We start from the raw sequence: 16,744 nt of genomic DNA on the forward strand, positions 1-16,744 counted from the left end.
ATTGATGAAAGCTTTAATCGTAAGCGATAGTCATAGCTCTGGGAAGGAATTACAGCAGTTAAAAGAGAAATATGAAGGGAAAGTAGATATCATGATTCATTGCGGTGATTCGGAGTTAACGCCTGCTCATGAAGAGCTGCAAGGTTTCCATGTTGTAAAAGGGAATTGTGATTATGCTAACTTTCAAGATGAAATTGTAACTGATGTAGAGGGCATTCGTTTTGTAGTTGTGCACGGACATCGTCATAACGTGAAAATGACATTGCAAACATTAGCGTACCATGCAGAAGAGGTAGGGGCGCAAGTTGCGTGCTTCGGACACTCTCACGTATTAGGTGCAGAATTAATCGACGGCGTTTTATTTATTAATCCAGGCAGCATTTTATTGCCGCGTCAGCGTGTAGAAAAGACATTTGCTTTATTAGAAATGGATGAAAATCAAATTGAAGTTCGTTTTGAAACATTAGACGGACAGCTAGTTGAACAAGCAATTTTTAAAAGAGGATAAGAAAAATTATCCTCTTTTAAAAAAGGTGTTGACTTTATGTATGGTTATACATATAATAAATATTGTCGATAGGGCAACAGCGCTAACGAAGAAAATGAAATAACATATGCGGGTGTAGTTTAGTGGTAAAACAAGAGCCTTCCAAGCTCTGGTCGAGAGTTCGATTCTCTTCACCCGCTCCATGTCCCAGTAGCTCAGCAGGATAGAGCAACGGCCTTCTAAGCCGTCGGTCGGGAGTTCGAATCTCTCCTGGGACGCTAAGAAAACCTTGTTATCTTTTGGTAACAAGGTTTTTTGTTTGTCTACAAATTGATGTATGTGCAAAAGGTGTAAAAAATGTAACGTAATATATGGTAATTATTATGTGTAACGGATTAAAGTGCATTAAGAAAAGAGCGCCATTTATGCGCCCTATTCCTCTTATTTAATTTCAAGAATCAATAGGTTTATGATGGAACTCAAATCCATATCCAGATTCTCCTAACTGTTCACTTACAATATTATAAAACTTTTTCCCATAAAAACTAGGTTCATTCTGCGAATACACTTGTATAATGAATTGTGTTCTCCCTATTGTACTTGGAACTTTTTCATAGATTTCATCACTTTCAATGAATCCTAAATATGTATTGATTTTGTCTTGTAAAAGTAAAATGTGTTCATCATCAAGTTCTTCGCTTTTATTCCACTCTAAAGCATCAAAGATTGCTAAGTATACATTATCGTTATTATCCTCATCTATTAAAACTAAATCGACTTGATCCGTATCATGTAATGCCATATAAAAGCCTCCTCATTATTCTTTTCTTATTACATTTATTTTCGTTGGTGGAATCTCTTCTAAATGTTCAAATGGTGGTTTGTTCCTACTTTTAACTATTGCACCTGATTCTGCAATTTCAGGGAAGGCTTTTTTCTGATTTTTAGTAAGAGGTGCAGTAGGTGAAGATTTTAACTCTACTAAGTCAATCTTACCATTTGCGTCCTTGCCTCCTATATCTATACGAGTGCGTACGCCCGATTTTGTTTGTACGGTTATTTGTTCATTCAATTCAGATTTAGGTTTTTGTTGTTTTATAACCTCGAACATTTTTGTTTCGTATTCTTTACCTGCTAAGCTATTAGCTTTTAAAGTTTTCCGTTGTTTTTCTAGTGTGGCTGCTGCATCTATTGCATTGGAAACTTTTTTTGCACCTTTGACTACTTTTATTCCCTTACCAACAGGCGTAAGTCCCGCAAAAACCATGACACCAGCACCAGTGCGTTCCCACCATGAAAGTTTTTCGCCAGTATCGGGATCAACACCTTCTATAACACGTCGTACATCGTATTCTCCCGATAACTCGCCCACTAGATCCCTAGTAACTTTCTCTAAACTTTCACCATCTTTTTTCGAAGAAGATGCACCAGGCGATGTGTTGTTATTTTCTGAAGAAGGGGTATTAGCTATAATCTCACTTTCAACTAGATTGCCGTCGTACTCAGCATCTGCCATGCGGAATTTTTCCGCAACTCTTTCTAATTCGTCAGCTATTTTATCGAATTCCGTTAAAACTGTGAACATTTTCGGTTTAGCTTCGTTAAACATTTGATAGAAATGTTGGCTAGTTGCTCCTGCCCAGTTTGCGGCAATATGTTCTGTTTGATTGTATAAACCATTATGTATTTGTTCTAAGGTGTACCGTACGTTCTTTACCGTCTTGGCTACTTGCTCTAGACGTTCAGGTGTTACTTTTATTTGTACCATACCATCCCTGCTTCTCCTATAATATTTTTACAAGAAAAGTATACCATATCTATACATTAGCCAGTGTATGTTAAACAAGCGATGAAAGAATCTCTTATATATTGTAGATAATAGGTGGGCCGGAAGTTCGGATCTCTCCTGGGACGCTAAAAATTGATGTTTTGGTGTAAGAGATGGGGGTAGGAATGAAATAGCATAATTAATACGAGTGAAAGATTATCGCAAGAAGTGATTACTTATAAGTTTCGCGTCTAGTTTGGGTTATAATTGTAGCTCATTCTTAATATCTGTAACCTTTCCTTAGATATTAAGAAGTTGTATATGTAATTCTTTTTCTTAAATAAAAGGAGCGCCGTTTAGCACCCTGTTCCTCATAGTATTTAATTTCAAGAATCAATAGGTTTATGATGGAACTCAAATCCATATCCAGATTCTCCTAACTGTTCACTTACAGTATTATAAAACTTTTTACCATTCTAGTACGATTGAGCAGCAGTTATCGAAACTTATCCCCGACAGTGTGTTACAATTAATAGAAGCGGAAAACGAGAATCTCCAATTGACTGGACCTGTGATTGGTTAGACAGTTTAAGAAGGTTGTATAAAAAAGGGAGATGGCGCAAAGATGGCGAGATCAAATGAGAACGATTTAACGGAGAAATTGGCAGAAGGTCACCGAAAATATGGTGATGGCAATTTTACAGTACAGAACATCGGTGATGAAACTAACCCGAATTGGACTATCGTAAAAAATGTGAGGAAGGGATCGGCAGGCATTCGCGAAGAGGAAGATATATTAAGACTGCGATCAAAATATATAAAATAGTACGGAAATGAGCGGAGTGGGAGCTTGAATTTCTCCTGGGACGCTAAGAAACCCTTGTTATCTTTTGATAACAAGGGTTTCTTGTTTAGTTATTAATAAACTTTTCAAACACAAAACCATAATCTTTCACATTATATTGTTTTTTCGTATCAACGAGCCAGTTAAAAGCGATTTCGTTCATTTCTTTAAACTGTTCTGCTAAATTTACTTGTGCGTTTGAAATACGGCTAAAAGCGTTAGATGCCATATCTAAACTTTTATGTGCATACTGCAATGTAATATCGTTGTCGTATGAGATTTCTTCTATTTTAAGTAAAGCTTTATATAAATCTTTTAATTCTTCAATATGTTTTTTATGGACATCAATTGAATAGTGCTCATCGCCCATTTGGAACTTAATTTCTACATCTAAATCAATCGTTCCCGCAGTTTCAAGCGCTACGTTTTTAATTTGATATTTACTATAGCTAAAGTGGCGTAGTGTACGTTTTTTACTTGTCGCACTTGTACCATCTAGATGGAGTAATCCTTTGTTTGTGAAGCAATATTCATCTGATTTCGATTTAATGAGAAAATAAATTTTCTCCCCATCTTCATGCATCACGTAATCATCAGCATCCACCTTATCGTAATCTTTCGGTGTAATGACAGAACCTACATCACTTAATCCCAAAACATCGGCAGCTACTTTTTTGAACATATATAATCCCCCTTGTAAATTAAATTCTTAATTGTACAAAAATATATTAACATGGTTTTAACAAAGAATTTTCTTTTAATGAGAAAATATTGGGAGGTAAGTTAAGAAAAGTAACGAATGTTATTTTAAAAATATGTAAAAAGGTGCTGAGAAAAAGTGTACCATCATACAAAAACAAAGGGGGATTTAGCTGTTTTAAAGGCGCAAGTTGATTTGTACGAAAAAGGATATATGATTTTAATACCACAAACAGAGCATTCTCCGTTTGATCTTGTAGTGTACAAAGATGGATTGTTTAAGAGAGTGCAAGTGAAATATAGAGAATTGAATGCAAGAGGGATACTAGAAGTAAGATTTCGTTCTAGTTATTCTACTGCAAGCGGAGTCGCTACAAAAGAAGTGAATAAAGAAGAAATAGATGTGTATTGTGTATATTGTCCTTAAACGGATTCTTGTTATTATTTTAATCCAAAATTATTTAGTAAATCTATTAGTTTAAGAGTGGGTTTTTCGAAAAATAACCAAGAGAAAAAAGTTAATTTTGCAAGTGATTATAGAGAAATTCCGTGAAAGCACCTTAAGCGATATGAGGTGTTTTTTTAATCCTTTTTTGAAATCTTACAATTCTGTAAGGTAACTGTAAGGTAGTTCGATGGTAACAAATTGCTAATCAACTATAATGAAGGTAACAACGATAAAACGAGGAGGAAGAAATGATGAAAGGATTAATCGTAACGGGTTTAACGGTTGCTTTTGGATTTGTAGCGTATGAGAAATTAACATATGTAGTTGATGTTGTAAAACATTTAATCGCTTAGTAAAAAACTGCCATGAGAGGGAAAGGGAATGAGTGAATGAATGGAATGGTTATTTGGAATTATAGGTACTTGTAGTGTAGTGTTATTGTTCTTTGTCCCAAGTGGTATACTTAGTTCGACAACGAGTTTGTTCTTCTTAAGTTTGTTTGCTTGTACGATGCTTATTATTATGTTTTTAATGAAGCGAAGTAAACCAATCTTCTATTTTAGCATGATTGTTATGGCAATTATTGTTCTCCAAATTATTACCCTTGTTATATACCCCACTATTATAAATGCTTTCCATTAATGATGAATCCTCTGCTTGAATTGCTGAGGGTTTTTATTTGCATATTTTTAATTTTGAGTAGGGATTTGCTTGTATTGAAATGTAAAAATTAAATATTTGTATATTTAAAACAAAGAGTTTTGGGATGTTGTGTTCTCATTACTCATTTGATATATTTACTTTAAAGATAATTAAAATCTAGAAAAAGAGGCGGACGTATGGATAAAAAAGAAAATACGGTCGTATTGTTTCCGCAGTTATCAGAGCGATATATTGATGAAGGTTTTTTAGCGCTGAAAGAGCGGAAATTCGAAGATGCATTGCGCTGCTTTGAAATATTACGTCAGTATAATGCAGAAACGGAACAAACGGAACTCGCTTCTGTTATTTGTTTGTTGGAATTGAAACATATGGAAGAAGCGAAAGACAAATGTGAACAGTTACTTGAAACGGGAGCTGTATTATTTGGTGATATTCTGGAAACATATGTGACGATTTTAGTTCAAACAAATGATTATGAAGGTGTCATTGAAACCGTTGAAAAAGTTTTGCAAACGAAAGATGTAATGCCTGAGCAAAAAGAAAAATTAGCACAGCTCGCTTTATTTGCAGAAGGTATGTTAAATGAAGTAGATACGTCACTAGTCGATTCGAATTTTGAATTAGATGAGTTTACTAATGAAATGTTTGGAGAAAACTTTGGACAAAAGCTAAGAGCAATTCAGCAACTTTCGTTAAAAGACCTGGATTTTGCATTACCTATTTTAAAGAAATTTTTAATAGACGAAAAACAGCATCCTTATTTGAAAACTTCTATTTTGTATAAAATGATAGAAAATCAAATAGAAGAAGAGATAGAGGTAGAAAAGTTTGGGAATACGATCAAGGTAATTCCAGCATTTACAGTTCATAATGAGGAGCAATCCAATAACATTATACATATATTATCAAGTCGATTAGAACAAAAGTATCCTGATATATTTGATGCGATGGTTACATATTGGAAAGAATTGCAAATTAGCGTTTTCCCATTCGCTCTATTAATGGATAAGGTGGAGATTTGGGCTGCTGTTTTAGAGAGAATTGGAAGAAAGCGTTTCGGATTGACTATTGATGAAGAAGAGCTTATGACAGCGTATAATATTGAATTAGAAGAGTTTCATATTGCCTATCAATGGTTATTACGTGTTGAAAGAGAAGGATATTTGCCCGTATAATTATGAAAAAGAATCGTTCGGTTCTTGAAACGAGCATATTCTATGTTATAATGTAAGGGTTGCAAAAGGCAGAAATCTGCCTGTTTGTAAGAGAAGAGAAGTGTAATTCTCTTACTTAATATGTTTCATATTATTCTCGAACAAAATATACCGTAGTTGTCTTTTAGGCAATTAGTAGATTGGAACATTATATCTGAAAGCTTTTGCTAGAGGATTATTTGTACTTTTGTTATTTCAAAAAAGAGATAATGAAGATCTTAATCTATAGAGGTATGTGCATACATTATTATAGTTGGAGGGAAAGAATAAATGGCTGCAAAATGGGAAAAATTAGAAGGTAACGTAGGCGTTTTAACAATCGAAGTTGATGCTAAAGAAGTAAACAACTCTATCGACGCTGCGTTCAAAAAAGTAGTAAAAACAATCAACGTACCAGGTTTCCGTAAAGGAAAAATGCCTCGTCCGTTATTCGAACAACGCTTTGGTATCGAATCTTTATACCAAGATGCTTTAGATATCATCTTACCAAAAGCATACGGTGAAGCGATCGATGAAGCTGGTATCTTCCCAGTTGCTCATCCTGAAATCGACATCGAGAAATTCGAAAAAAATGCTAACCTTATCTTCACTGCAAAAGTAACAGTGAAACCTGAAGTTAAATTAGGTGAGTACAAAGGTTTAGCAGTAGAAAAAGTTGAAACAACTGTAACTGACGAAGATGTAGAGAACGAATTAAAATCTTTACAAGAGCGTCAAGCTGAACTAGTTGTTAAAGAAGAAGGAACTGTTGAAAACGGTGATACAGCTGTAATCGACTTCGAAGGTTTCGTTGATGGCGAAGCATTTGAAGGCGGAAAAGGCGAAAACTACTCTCTAGCAATCGGTTCTGGTACATTCATCCCAGGTTTCGAAGAGCAAGTAATTGGTCTTAAATCTGGTGAGTCTAAAGACGTTGAAGTATCATTCCCAGAAGAGTACCACGCTGCTGAATTAGCTGGCAAACCAGCAACATTCAAAGTAACAGTTCATGAAATCAAAACAAAAGAACTTCCTGAGTTAAACGACGAGTTCGCTAAAGAAGCTGACGAAGCGGTTGCAACTCTTGATGAATTAAAAGCAAAACTTCGTACAAACTTAGAAGAAGGCAAAAAGCACGAAGCTGAGCACAAAGTACGTGACGAAGTAGTAGAATTAGCTGCTGCTAACGCTGAAATCGACATTCCAGAAGCTATGATCGACACTGAGTTAGATCGTATGGTTCGTGAATTCGAGCAACGTTTAAGCCAACAAGGTATGAACCTTGAGCTTTACTACCAATTCACAGGTACTGATGCTGACAAGTTAAAAGAGCAAATGAAAGAAGACGCTCAAAAACGCGTACGAATCAACCTTGTTCTTGAAGCTATCATTGAAGCTGAAAACATCGAAGTTACTGAAGAAGAAGTAACTGCAGAAGTTGAAAAAATGGCTGAAATGTACGGTATGCCAGTAGACGCTATCAAGCAAGCTCTTGGAAGCGTAGACGCTTTAGCTGAAGATCTTAAAGTGCGTAAAGCTGTAGATTTCTTAGTAGAAAACGCTGCATAATAAAATAACAAGGCGCGATTTTAATCGTGCCTTGTTTTATAAATATAGAAATATATTTATAAAACTTTTCGATGAAGAAGGAAAACTTCCTTAATGAGTCGAATATACATATTTCAAAAGTTTTAAAAACTTTTTATTTGTACATAACTAGTCATATTATTTGTATTTCTCGCCACGTAGTGACATAATATGTATTTACATACGATACATTTATCGTGTACATACGAAGGCAAGAGGTTAGCACTTTGTAAGGGGTGTGAAAATATGTTTAAATTTAATGATGAAAAAGGGCAATTAAAATGTTCTTTTTGTGGTAAAACACAAACGCAAGTTCGAAAGTTAGTTGCAGGTCCAGGTGTTTACATTTGTGACGAGTGTATCGAACTTTGTACTGAAATTGTACAAGAGGAGCTTGCGAAAGACGAAGAAGTAGAATTCAAAGATGTACCGAAACCGGTAGAAATTCGTGAAATCTTAGATGAGTATGTCATCGGACAAGATAATGCGAAGAAAGCACTAGCGGTAGCGGTATATAACCATTACAAACGCATTAATTCTAACAGCAAAATTGATGATGTAGAATTAGCGAAGAGTAATATCGCACTTATCGGGCCAACAGGTAGTGGTAAAACATTACTGGCACAAACGTTAGCGCGTATTTTAAATGTTCCATTTGCAATCGCGGACGCAACATCTTTAACTGAAGCTGGATATGTTGGGGAAGATGTAGAAAACATCTTACTAAAATTAATCCAAGCAGCTGATTATGATGTAGAGAAAGCGGAAAAAGGAATCATTTATATTGATGAGATTGATAAAGTGGCACGTAAGTCCGAAAATCCATCAATTACACGTGATGTATCTGGTGAAGGTGTGCAGCAGGCACTTCTGAAAATTTTAGAAGGTACTGTAGCAAGCGTTCCACCTCAAGGTGGTCGTAAGCATCCGCACCAAGAGTTTATTCAAATTGATACAACGAATATCTTATTCATCTGTGGTGGAGCGTTTGATGGCATCGAGCCAATTATTAAACGTCGTCTTGGTGAAAAAGTAATTGGTTTTGGTTCTGAGAAGAAAAATGCTGATGTAAATGAGAAGCATGTTTTATCTCACGTATTACCAGAGGACCTTTTAAGATTTGGTTTAATTCCAGAGTTTATCGGTCGTCTTCCAGTTATTGCGAACCTAGAGCCACTTGATGAAGATGCTCTTGTTGATATTTTAACGAAACCGAAAAATGCACTTGTTAAGCAATTCCAAAAACTATTGGAGCTTGACGATGTTGAGTTAGAGTTTGAAGAAGGTGCACTAATTGAAATTGCGAAAAAAGCAATTGAACGTAAAACAGGTGCTCGTGGACTTCGTTCTATTATTGAAGGCTTAATGCTTGAGGTAATGTTCGAGCTACCATCTCGCAAAGATATCGAGAAGTGTATTCTTACAAAAGAAACAGTAGCTGATAATGCAGCGCCAAAATTGGTGTTACAAGACGGTACTGTACTTGATACAAAAACATCTGCATAATGCGAAGGAGAAACAGCAATTTTTATAATTGCTGTTTTTCTTTATGTTTAGCTATGTTCCTCCGCGGAAATACTAAGAGATAAAACATTGCGGGAGGAAATAAATGATGAGCTGGACAAATATATTTTTACTTGTTCAACTTGTTTTTGGTGTAATTGTCGGATTGTATTTTTGGCATTTACTTCGAAATCAGCGAACACAAAAAGTTTCAATTGATCGAGAATCAAAAAAAGAATTAGAACAGCTTCGTAAAATGCGCGAGATTTCTTTAACAGAGCCGCTTGCGGAAAAGGTGCGTCCTACATCCTTTTTAGATATTGTAGGGCAAGAGGACGGGATTAAGTCGTTAAAAGCGGCTCTTTGTGGTCCGAACCCGCAACATGTGATTATATATGGTCCGCCAGGTGTCGGAAAGACAGCGGCAGCACGTCTTGTATTAGAAGAAGCGAAACGAAATCCAAAATCTCCATTTCGCACAAATGCAACATTTATTGAACTGGATGCGACGACAGCAAGGTTTGACGAACGTGGTATTGCAGACCCTTTAATCGGTTCGGTACATGATCCAATTTATCAAGGTGCCGGTGCGATGGGGCAAGCAGGTATTCCACAACCGAAAAAAGGTGCGGTAACAGATGCACATGGTGGTATTTTGTTTATTGATGAGATAGGTGAACTACATCCGATTCAAATGAACAAAATGTTAAAAGTACTAGAAGATCGGAAAGTGTTTTTGGAAAGTGCATACTACAGTGAAGAGAATACGATGATTCCAACGTATATACATGACATTTTTCAAAAAGGTTTACCAGCCGATTTTCGCTTAGTTGGGGCGACGACACGTTCGCCAGAGGAGATCCCTCCTGCTATTCGGTCGCGTTGTTTAGAAGTGTTCTTTCGTGAGTTAGATACAGAAGAAATTCAAAAAGTAGCGAAGAATGCAGCTGACAAAGTGGAAATGCGAATCGGTGAAAATGGTATTGAAATGGTTGGGATGTATGCGAGAAATGGGCGAGAAGCAATTAATCTTGTACAAATCTCTGCAGGAATGGCAATAAATGAAGAACGCCCATTCATTAAAGATGAAGATATAGAGTGGGTTGTTCACTCTAGTCAACTTACGCCGAAGTACGAAAAGCGCATTTATCCTATTCCGAGAATCGGTCTTGTAAATGGACTTGCTGTATACGGACCAAATACAGGTGCATTATTAGAAATTGAAGTAACAGCAATCAAGGCGAAAGATAAAGGATCGGTAAATGTTACCGGAATTGTTGAAGAGGAAAGTATTGGAAGTCAAACGAAATCAATTCGCCGTAAAAGTATGGCGAAAGGTTCTGTAGATAATGTATTAACAGTACTTCGTTCTCTAGATGTATTGCCAGAAGGGTACGATATACATATTAATTTTCCGGGTGGTATACCGATTGATGGGCCTTCGGCAGGTATTGCGATGGCAACAGGTGTGTATTCAGCGGTGCATCGTACGTATGTGAATAATGAAGTAGCGATGACTGGTGAGATTAGTATACACGGGGAAGTGAAACCTATTGGTGGTGTGTACGCGAAAATAAAAGCTGCGAAAAAGGCGGGAGCTAAGAAAGTTATCATTCCTGCTGAAAACATGCAACCGTTTTTGTATACAATAAAGGGAATTGAAATCATTCCTGTTCGTAAGTTAAAAGAAGTATTTGAGCTAACATTTATGCAAGAAAATATACATCGAGAGCTTGATATACATACTGCTGTGGACGAGACAGATGCACAATCAATGTGAGAATGTACGATAATAAAATTTGCCAGACTTCGTTTAAGTTTGTATGCTTAAGCGGAGTCTTTTTTCCTTTTTATAAAGGAGAAAAAACGTGGGATTTACAATTGCGGAAAATCTCTGCAATTGCATCTAGATGTATTGTAATATAAAATAGTTGAACAGGAGTTTAATTTATTATGGAGGTGCTATGTCTAGTATGAATACGAATGAAAGAATCGTGCCCCTCCTACCATTAAGAGGCGTTCTCGTATATCCAACGATGGTTCTGCATCTTGATGTAGGACGTGATAAATCGATACAAGCACTAGAGCAGGCGGCAATGGATGAAAATATTATCTTTTTAGCAATGCAAAAAGAAATGAATATCGATGATCCGAAAGAAGATGACATATATAGTGTAGGTACAGTGGCGAAAGTGAAGCAAATGTTAAAATTGCCAAACGGTACGCTTCGTGTCCTTGTAGAAGGTTTACATAGAGCAGAAGTAGTAGAATTTATAGAAGAAGAAAATGTAGTACAAGTTTCTATTAAAACGGTAACGGAAGAAGTGGAAGCTGATTTAGAAGAGAAAGCTCTTATGCGTACATTACTAGAGCATTTCGAACAATATATTAAAGTTTCGAAAAAAGTTTCAAATGAAACATTTGCAACGGTAGCTGATGTAGAAGAGCCAGGAAGATTAGCTGATTTAATTGCTTCTCACTTGCCAATTAAAACGAAGCAGAAACAAGAGATTTTAGAGATTATATCTGTGAAAGAACGATTACATACACTTATTTCAATTATTCAAGATGAACAAGAATTACTTAGTTTAGAAAAGAAAATTGGACAAAAAGTGAAACGTTCAATGGAGCGCACGCAAAAAGAATATTTCTTACGTGAGCAAATGAAGGCGATTCAAACTGAACTTGGCGATAAAGAAGGTAAGGGCGGGGAAGTTGAAGAGCTTCGTGAGAAAATTGAACAGTCGGGAATGCCTGAAGAAACAATGAAGGCTGCACAGAAAGAATTAGATCGTTATGAAAAGTTACCAGCAAGTTCTGCGGAGAGCGGTGTAATTCGCAATTATATTGATTGGTTATTAGCACTTCCGTGGACAGAAGCAACGGAAGATATGATTGATCTTGCTCATTCGGAAGAGATTTTAAACAAAGATCATTACGGTCTTGAGAAAGTGAAAGAGCGCGTACTTGAGTATTTAGCGGTACAGAAGTTAACGAATTCATTAAAAGGACCTATCCTTTGTTTAGTAGGCCCTCCTGGGGTCGGAAAAACTTCGTTAGCGCGTTCAATTGCAACATCATTAAATCGTAATTTTGTCCGTGTATCCCTTGGTGGTGTACGTGATGAATCTGAAATTCGTGGTCATCGCCGTACGTACGTTGGAGCAATGCCAGGACGCATTATTCAAGGTATGAAAAAGGCGAAATCAGTTAATCCGGTCTTTTTATTAGATGAGATTGATAAAATGTCTAACGATTTCCGTGGAGATCCATCAGCAGCATTACTTGAAGTGTTAGATCCAGAACAAAACCATAACTTCAGTGATCATTACATTGAAGAACCATATGATCTATCGAAGGTTATGTTTGTAGCAACTGCAAATACACTTTCAAGTATTCCAGGTCCATTGCTTGACCGTATGGAAATTATTTCGATTGCCGGTTATACTGAACTTGAAAAAGTACACATTGCCCGTGAACATTTATTGCCGAAACAATTAAAAGAGCATGGCTTACGAAAAGGTAATTTACAAGTACGTGATGAAGCGCTACTTGAAATTATTCGTTATTATACACGTGAGGCTGGTGTTCGTACACTAGAGCGCCAAATTGCAAAAGTTTGTCGTAAAGCAGCAAAAATTATCGTTACAGCAGAGCGTAAGCGTATTGTAGTAACAGAGAAAAATGTTGTTGATTTACTTGGCAAGCACATATTCCGTTATGGGCAAGCTGAGAAAACAGACCAAGTTGGTATGGCAACAGGGTTAGCGTATACAGCAGCGGGCGGCGATACACTTACGATTGAAGTGTCTGTAGCACCAGGTAAAGGGAAATTAATTTTAACAGGGAAACTTGGGGATGTTATGAAAGAATCCGCACAAGCAGCGTTTAGCTATATTCGTTCTCGTGCAGAAGAGCTTAAGATTGATCCGAATTTCCATGAGAAAAATGATATTCATATTCATGTTCCAGAAGGAGCAGTTCCAAAAGATGGACCGTCAGCAGGTATTACGATGGCAACGGCACTTATTTCTGCACTAACAGGTATTCCTGTAAGTAAAGAAGTAGGGATGACAGGTGAAATTACACTTCGTGGTCGAGTATTACCGATTGGTGGTTTAAAAGAAAAAACATTAAGTGCTCACCGCGCAGGCTTAACAAAAATTATTTTGCCAGCAGAAAACGAGAAAGATTTAGATGATATTCCAGAAAGCGTAAAAGAAAACCTTACGTTTGTGCTTGCATCTCATTTAGATGAAGTATTGGAGCACGCATTAGTAGGAGTGAAACAATGAAAGTAACAAAAGCAGATATTGTAATTAGTGCTGTTAAACCAGAACAATATCCAGACAGTGATTTACCGGAAATTGCATTAGCAGGTCGTTCAAATGTCGGGAAGTCTTCCTTTATTAATAAAATTTTAAATCGTAAAAAGTTAGTTCGTATTTCTTCTAAACCAGGAAAAACGCAAACGTTGAACTTTTTCTTAATCAATGAAATGATGCATTTTGTTGACGTTCCAGGTTATGGATATGCGAAAGTATCTAAATCAGAACGCGCAGCATGGGGCAAGATGATTGAAACTTACTTTACAACGCGTGAACAATTGGACGCAGCTGTATTAGTAGTTGATTTACGTCACAAACCAACAAGCGATGACGTGATGATGTATGATTTCTTAAAGCATTATGAAATCCCAACAATTATTATTGCGACGAAAGCCGATAAAATTCCGAAAGGGAAATGGCAGAAGCATTTAAAAGTTGTAAAAGAAACGCTTGCTGTTGAAATTGGCGATGAAATTGTTCTATTCTCTTCTGAAACAGGACTTGGAAAAGAAGAAGCATGGAAGGCTATTCATAAAATGACAAAAACAAAAAACGCGTGACGAATGTCGCGCGTTTTTTATTTACTACATTTTTTATTTTACGTTTAATGTAACCTCAATATTTCCTCTCGTTGCTTTCGAATAAGGACATACACCGTGAGCTGCTTCTACAAGTTCTTGTGCTTCGGCATGAGAGACGCCGGCAACATGTACATCAAGTACAGCAGATAGGCCGAAACCACCATCTGTATCTTTTCCGATAGAAACGTGAGCAGTTACTTCTGTACTTTCTACTTTCACACGCTTCGTACGAATGACAAGTTGTAATGCACTATCAAAACAAGCAGCATAACCAGCAGCAAATAGTTGTTCTGGATTTGTTGCTTCTCCGCCTGCACCGCCTAGTGCTTTCGGCATTCTTACATCAAGATTTAATATGCCATCATCTGAAACGACTTTTCCATTTCTTCCACCTGTAGCAGTTACTGAAGCAGTATATAATTTATCCATGTTTATTCCCCTTTTCTATTATTAATTGTTTTCATTGTTTCAATTAGTTTATTTAATTGAATTAATAAAGAACGATATTCTTGTTCTGTAATTCCTAAATTTGTAGCCATTGTTGTTGGTAATGAACAAGCCTTCTCTTTTAAATCTTTACCTTGTTCTGTTAATTCAATACAAACTTTGCGCTCGTCTTCTTTGGAACGAACACGTTTTACAAGTTGCAATGATTCCATCCGCTTTAACATAGGTGTTAACGTACCGGAATCTAAAAATAGACGTTCTCCAATTTCCTTTACTGTTAATCCGTCTTGCTCCCATAGTACGAGTAAAGTAATGTACTGAGGATACGTAATACCCATTTCTTCTAAATAGGGTCGATAAAAGCGGGTAACTTCTTTAGAACAGGCGTAAATAGAAAAACAAAGTTGGTTATCTAGATGTAAAGAATCCTCTGTCATACATAATTCCTTCCTTATTAAGTTGTGCGCAATTCAATTTTGTAAAACTAATATAACGAAAAAGAAATGCAATGTCAAATGCATTGTATTGAGAAAGTTTGTGCTACAATTTGGAACAATCATACATATTTTCCTTCATGATGAAAGAAGATAGGAAAGATGATGTTATAATTCATATGGAATAGTTTCCATCACTTGATTATGAGGACTTTTTTTGGTAACGTACAAATAGAGTTATTATTTTATAATCATTATAAAGTAGAAAGTTTTTATTCGTTTTACTGAATCTCCTTTATTACATACGGAGAATAATTTAAAAAATAATCGGTTGTTCACACGATTGTCAGATTTATAAGAGGAAAGTTGTATTATGATAGTAGATAAAGTGATAAAACGGGTGAAGGGGGACATGCTGCGTGCATATTCTTGTTGTTAGTGTAAATTATCGAACAGCCCCTGTAGAATTTCGTGAGAAACTCACATTTCAGGCAGCAGAGTTAGAGCAAGCAATGACTACATTACAAAATCAAAAGAGCGTGTTAGAGAATGTCATTGTATCAACTTGTAATCGCACTGAGATTTACGCTGTTGTCGATCAATTACACACGGGACGGTATTATATTAAGAAGTTTTTAGCTGATTGGTTTCAGCTTGAAATAGAAGAAGTCGCACCGTATTTAACTATTTTTGAACAAGACGGTGCAATAGATCATTTATTCCGCGTAACGTGCGGTTTAGATTCTATGGTAGTTGGAGAGACACAAATTTTAGGTCAAATAAAAGATAGCTTTTTAGAAGCGCAGCAAGTAAAAGCGACAGGCACAATTTTTAATGAATTATTTAAGCAAGTGGTTACGTTAGCGAAACGTGTTCACTCAGAAACGACAATTGGTGAAAGTGCGATGTCTGTTAGTTATGCTGCTGTTGAGCTTGGGAAGAAAATATTCGGCGAGTTAACAGATTGTCACGTGCTTATTCTTGGCGCTGGTAAAATGGGTGAACTTGCATTGCAAAACTTATATGGAAGCGGCGCTCGTAAAGTAACAGTTATGAATAGGACGCTTTCAAAAGCTGAAGTAATGGCTGAGAAATATATGGGACATGCAAAACCTTTAAGTGAATTACAATGTGCATTATTAGAAGCTGATATTTTAATTAGTTCAACTGGTGCATCGGATTATGTCATTACGAAAGAGATGATGACAAAGGTAGAGAAAATGCGCTCTGGTCGTCCATTATTTATGGTTGATATTGCAGTGCCGCGTGATATTGATCCAGCGATTAATGAGTTAGAAGGTTCTTTCTTATATGACATTGATGATTTGCAAGGAGTAGTGGAAGCGAACCGTGCAGAGCGTTTGAAAGAAGCAGAGAAAATTCAATTTATGATTGAAGAGGAGATTGTTTTATTTAAAACGTGGTTAAGTACACTTGGTGTCGTTCCGTTAATAGCAGCTCTTCGTGATAAGGCGCTTGCTATTCAAAGTGAAACGATGGAAAGTCTAGAACGAAAAATACCGAATCTTAGTGGTCGTGAGAGAAAAGTAATTAGTAAGCATACGAAAAGTATTATTAATCAATTATTAAAAGACCCAATTTTAGTAGCGAAAGAAATAGCTGCTGAAGAGGGAGCGGACGAAAAATTAGCGTTATTTGCAAAGATTTTCGATTTAGAAATGGAAGACGTAGAGAGCCGTGCGGAAGAAGTAGAACATAAAAGAGTGTGGACACCATCCGTTCCATCTTTATAATTTGGAAG

The 16,744-nt window shown here is 36.4% G+C and carries 15 protein-coding genes, 2 tRNA genes and 2 pseudogenes; 13 read left to right on the forward strand and 6 right to left on the reverse strand.

What is annotated here, in order from left to right; genetic code table 11:
- Positions 1 to 4 precede the first annotated feature (4 nt).
- The 3 genes from COL05_RS16970 to COL05_RS16985 all read left to right on the forward strand — a co-directional run bounded on the left by COL05_RS16970 (position 5) and on the right by COL05_RS16985 (position 765).
- Positions 5 to 508: a metallophosphoesterase gene (locus COL05_RS16970; protein WP_098669468.1), complete on the forward strand. Its 504-nt coding sequence runs from the start codon at positions 5 to 7 to the stop codon at positions 506 to 508.
- 108 nt (positions 509 to 616) lie between these two features.
- Positions 617 to 690: transfer RNA gene (locus COL05_RS16980), tRNA-Gly, on the forward strand.
- A 1-nt stretch (position 691) separates the two neighbouring features.
- Positions 692 to 765, forward strand: a tRNA-Arg gene (locus tag COL05_RS16985).
- A gap of 173 nt (positions 766 to 938) precedes the next feature.
- Here the strand turns inward: COL05_RS16985 and COL05_RS16990 are convergent.
- From COL05_RS16990 to COL05_RS32450, 3 genes and pseudogenes are all read right to left on the reverse strand, one after another.
- Positions 939 to 1,289 carry a DUF6572 domain-containing protein gene (locus COL05_RS16990; protein ID WP_098101632.1) on the reverse strand — a complete coding sequence of 117 codons (351 nt, stop codon included), beginning with the start codon at positions 1,287 to 1,289 and terminating at the stop codon, positions 939 to 941.
- A 15-nt stretch (positions 1,290 to 1,304) separates the two neighbouring features.
- The gene (locus tag COL05_RS16995) at positions 1,305 to 2,255 is read right to left on the reverse strand and encodes a WXG100 family type VII secretion target (protein WP_098669469.1); all 951 of its coding nucleotides are present in this window, start codon (positions 2,253 to 2,255) and stop codon (positions 1,305 to 1,307) included.
- 386 nt (positions 2,256 to 2,641) lie between these two features.
- A pseudogene (locus tag COL05_RS32450) lies at positions 2,642 to 2,728 on the reverse strand (DUF6572 domain-containing protein); the annotation flags it as partial.
- A gap of 152 nt (positions 2,729 to 2,880) precedes the next feature.
- Between COL05_RS32450 and COL05_RS17000 the strand changes: the two are divergent.
- Complete coding sequence (locus COL05_RS17000; protein WP_098669470.1) at positions 2,881 to 3,081, forward strand: cytoplasmic protein; 201 nt, start codon at positions 2,881 to 2,883, stop codon at positions 3,079 to 3,081.
- Between the two features lie 85 nt (positions 3,082 to 3,166).
- On the opposite strand, the gene COL05_RS17005 is transcribed toward COL05_RS17000, so the two are convergent.
- Positions 3,167 to 3,781 carry a PH domain-containing protein gene (locus tag COL05_RS17005; RefSeq protein WP_098669471.1) on the reverse strand — a complete coding sequence of 205 codons (615 nt, stop codon included), beginning with the start codon at positions 3,779 to 3,781 and terminating at the stop codon, positions 3,167 to 3,169.
- Between the two features lie 156 nt (positions 3,782 to 3,937).
- Between COL05_RS17005 and COL05_RS17010 the strand changes: the two are divergent.
- From COL05_RS17010 to ysxC, 8 genes and pseudogenes are all read left to right on the forward strand, one after another.
- A pseudogene (locus COL05_RS17010) lies at positions 3,938 to 4,351 on the forward strand (group I intron-associated PD-(D/E)XK endonuclease).
- 288 nt (positions 4,352 to 4,639) lie between these two features.
- A complete protein-coding gene (locus tag COL05_RS17015; RefSeq protein ID WP_002094402.1) occupies positions 4,640 to 4,888 on the forward strand; it encodes a hypothetical protein in 249 nt (82 codons plus the stop codon).
- 197 nt (positions 4,889 to 5,085) lie between these two features.
- Entirely contained in the window at positions 5,086 to 6,084 is a 999-nt protein-coding gene (locus COL05_RS17020) for a hypothetical protein (protein WP_098669472.1), read from the forward strand.
- Between the two features lie 309 nt (positions 6,085 to 6,393).
- Complete coding sequence (gene tig, locus COL05_RS17025; protein WP_000729253.1) at positions 6,394 to 7,671, forward strand: trigger factor; 1,278 nt, start codon at positions 6,394 to 6,396, stop codon at positions 7,669 to 7,671.
- A gap of 264 nt (positions 7,672 to 7,935) precedes the next feature.
- The gene (gene clpX / locus COL05_RS17030) at positions 7,936 to 9,195 is read left to right on the forward strand and encodes an ATP-dependent protease ATP-binding subunit ClpX (RefSeq protein ID WP_000472282.1); all 1,260 of its coding nucleotides are present in this window, start codon (positions 7,936 to 7,938) and stop codon (positions 9,193 to 9,195) included.
- Positions 9,196 to 9,301: 106 nt separating this feature from the next.
- Positions 9,302 to 10,972 carry an ATP-dependent protease LonB gene (lonB, locus tag COL05_RS17035; RefSeq protein WP_142337542.1) on the forward strand — a complete coding sequence of 557 codons (1,671 nt, stop codon included), beginning with the start codon at positions 9,302 to 9,304 and terminating at the stop codon, positions 10,970 to 10,972.
- A 184-nt stretch (positions 10,973 to 11,156) separates the two neighbouring features.
- Complete coding sequence (gene lon, locus COL05_RS17040; RefSeq protein WP_098669474.1) at positions 11,157 to 13,487, forward strand: endopeptidase La; 2,331 nt, start codon at positions 11,157 to 11,159, stop codon at positions 13,485 to 13,487.
- Complete coding sequence (gene ysxC / locus COL05_RS17045) at positions 13,484 to 14,080, forward strand: ribosome biogenesis GTP-binding protein YsxC (protein WP_048531469.1); 597 nt, start codon at positions 13,484 to 13,486, stop codon at positions 14,078 to 14,080. The genes lon and ysxC overlap by 4 nt, the downstream gene beginning before the upstream one ends.
- A 33-nt stretch (positions 14,081 to 14,113) precedes the next feature.
- Here ysxC and COL05_RS17050 read toward each other — a convergent pair whose 3' ends face one another.
- Together COL05_RS17050 and COL05_RS17055 are read right to left on the reverse strand one after the other, a co-directional pair.
- Positions 14,114 to 14,530, reverse strand: coding sequence for an organic hydroperoxide resistance protein (locus COL05_RS17050; RefSeq protein ID WP_098669475.1), 417 nt, complete (start codon positions 14,528 to 14,530; stop codon positions 14,114 to 14,116).
- Positions 14,531 to 14,532: 2 nt separating this feature from the next.
- Positions 14,533 to 14,985, reverse strand: a complete 453-nt coding sequence (locus COL05_RS17055; protein WP_098669476.1) for a MarR family winged helix-turn-helix transcriptional regulator — start codon at positions 14,983 to 14,985, stop codon at positions 14,533 to 14,535.
- 416 nt (positions 14,986 to 15,401) lie between these two features.
- Between COL05_RS17055 and hemA the strand changes: the two genes are divergently transcribed.
- Positions 15,402 to 16,736: a glutamyl-tRNA reductase gene (hemA, locus tag COL05_RS17060; RefSeq protein WP_098669477.1), complete on the forward strand. Its 1,335-nt coding sequence runs from the start codon at positions 15,402 to 15,404 to the stop codon at positions 16,734 to 16,736.
- Positions 16,737 to 16,744: the final 8 nt, after the last annotated feature.

The organism is Bacillus sp. AFS059628, assembly GCF_002571225.1.
Lineage (GTDB): Bacteria > Bacillota > Bacilli > Bacillales > Bacillaceae_G > Bacillus_A.